A 2666-nucleotide genomic window follows, 5' to 3' on the forward strand; every position below is an offset into this window, starting at 1 on the left:
GGCCGTGACTGCGTGCCTTTTGAAGAATGAGCCTGCGAGTTTGCGGTGTGTGGCGAGGTTAACCCGTGTGGGGTAGCCGTAGCGAAAGCGAGTCCGAACAGGGCGGTTGAGTCGCATGCCCAAGACCCGAAGCGGAGTGATCTAGCCATGGGCAGGGTGAAGCGGAGGTAAGACTTCGTGGAGGCCCGAACCCACCAGGGTTGAAAACCTGGGGGATGACCTGTGGTTAGGGGTGAAAGGCCAATCAAACTCCGTGATAGCTGGTTCTCCCCGAAATGCATTTAGGTGCAGCGTCGTGTGTTTCTTGCCGGAGGTAGAGCACTGGATAGGCGATGGGCCCTACCGGGTTACTGACCTTAGCCAAACTCCGAATGCCGGTAAGTGAGAGCGCGGCAGTGAGACTGTGGGGGATAAGCTCCATGGTCGAGAGGGAAACAGCCCAGAGCATCGACTAAGGCCCCCAAGCGTACGCTAAGTGGGAAAGGATGTGGAGTCGCAGAGACAACCAGGAGGTTGGCTTAGAAGCAGCCATCCTTGAAAGAGTGCGTAATAGCTCACTGGTCAAGTGATTCCGCGCCGACAATGTAGCGGGGCTCAAGCGTACCGCCGAAGTCGTGTCATTCACGCATGTGCCTCCAACGAGGGTGTGGATGGGTAGGGGAGCGTCGTGTGCCGGGTGAAGCTGCCGTGTGAGCGAGTGGTGGACGGTATACGAGTGAGAATGCAGGCATGAGTAGCGATACACAAGTGGGAAACTTGTGCGCCGATTGACTAAGGGTTCCTGGGGCAGGCTGATCCGCCCAGGGTAAGTCGGGACCTAAGGCGAGGCCGACAGGCGTAGTCGATGGACAACGGGTTGATATTCCCGTACCCGCTTTGAAGCGCCAGCGCTGAACCCTCTGATGCTAAGGCCGTGAAGCCGCCTTCGAGACCTTCGGGTCGAGGGGGAGTGGTGGAGCCGCCGGTCCGAGGTGGTAGTAGGTGAGCGATGGGGTGACGCAGGAAGGTAGTCCAGCCCGGGCGATGGTTGTTCCCGGGGTAAGGGTGTAGGCCGTCATGCAGGTAAATCCGTGTGACATGTGGTTGAGACCTGATGCCGAGCCGTTGTGGTGAAGTGGATGATCCTATGCTGTCGAGAAAAGCCTCTAGCGAGTTTCAGGGCGGCCCGTACCCTAAACCGACTCAGGTGGTCAGGTAGAGAATACCGAGGCGTTCGGGTGAACCGTGGTTAAGGAACTCGGCAAAATGCCCCCGTAACTTCGGGAGAAGGGGGGCCATTGCTGGTGATGGGGTTTTGCCCTCTGAGCTGGTGGTGGCCGCAGAGACCAGCGAGAAGCGACTGTTTACTAAAAACACAGGTCCGTGCGAAGCCGTAAGGCGATGTATACGGACTGACGCCTGCCCGGTGCTGGAACGTTAAGGGGACCGGTTAGTGCGCTTTCGGGTGTGCGAAGCTGAGAACTTAAGCGCCAGTAAACGGCGGTGGTAACTATAACCATCCTAAGGTAGCGAAATTCCTTGTCGGGTAAGTTCCGACCTGCACGAATGGCGTAACGACTTCTCGACTGTCTCAACCACGGGCCCGGTGAAATTGCACTACGAGTAAAGATGCTCGTTTCGCGCAGCAGGACGAAAAGACCCCGGGACCTTTACTACAGCTTGATATTGGTGTTCGGTTCGGCTTGTGTAGGATAGGTGGGAGACTGTGAAGCGGCCACGCCAGTGGTTGTGGAGTCGTCGTTGAAATACCACTCTGGTCGTGCTGGATGTCTAACCTGGGTCCGTGATCCGGATCAGGGACAGTGTCTGGTGGGTAGTTTAACTGGGGCGGTTGCCTCCTAAAGGGTAACGGAGGCGCCCAAAGGTTCCCTCAGCCTGGTTGGCAATCAGGTGTTGAGTGTAAGTGCACAAGGGAGCTTGACTGTGAGACCGACGGGTCGAGCAGGTACGAAAGTAGGGACTAGTGATCCGGCGGTGGCTTGTGGAAGCGCCGTCGCTCAACGGATAAAAGGTACCCCGGGGATAACAGGCTGATCTTCCCCAAGAGTCCATATCGACGGGATGGTTTGGCACCTCGATGTCGGCTCGTCGCATCCTGGGGCTGGAGTTGGTCCCAAGGGTTGGGCTGTTCGCCCATTAAAGCGGTACGCGAGCTGGGTTTAGAACGTCGTGAGACAGTTCGGTCTCTATCCGCTGTGCGCGTAGGAGTCTTGAGAAGGGCTGTCCCTAGTACGAGAGGACCGGGACGGACGAACCTCTGGTGTGCCAGTTGTTCTGCCAAGGGCATGGCTGGTTGGCTACGTTCGGGAGGGATAACCGCTGAAAGCATCTAAGCGGGAAGCCTGCTTCGAGATGAGGGCTCCCACCCACGTGATGGGTTAAGGCTCCCAGTAGACGACTGGGTTGATAGGCCGGGTGTGGAAGCACGGTAACGTGTGGAGCTGACCGGTACTAATAGGCCGAGGGCTTGTCCATAGATGCTTCGCGTCCACTGTGTAGTTCTGAGGCAACGGCTGTGTTGTGTTCCGGCTGGTTGTTTCGTTGTGTTTCGGTGGTCATAGCGTGAGGGAAACGCCCGGTTACATTCCGAACCCGGAAGCTAAGCCTTACAGCGCCGATGGTACTGCAGGGGGGACCCTGTGGGAGAGTAGGACGCCGCCGAACAA

Annotated in this window: 2 rRNA genes; both read left to right on the plus strand. The window is 57.7% G+C overall.

Going from position 1 to position 2666, the window contains the following annotated elements:
• Window positions 1-2475 (plus strand): 23S ribosomal RNA (locus IEY86_RS35740); the annotation flags it as partial.
• A gap of 72 nt (window positions 2476-2547) precedes the next feature.
• Window positions 2548-2664: ribosomal RNA gene (gene rrf, locus IEY86_RS35745) — 5S ribosomal RNA — on the plus strand.
• The last annotated feature ends 2 nt before the right edge of the window (window positions 2665-2666 follow it).

The sequence above is a fragment of the Wenjunlia tyrosinilytica genome (assembly GCF_014646055.1).
Taxonomy (GTDB): Bacteria; Actinomycetota; Actinomycetes; order Streptomycetales; family Streptomycetaceae; genus Wenjunlia; species Wenjunlia tyrosinilytica.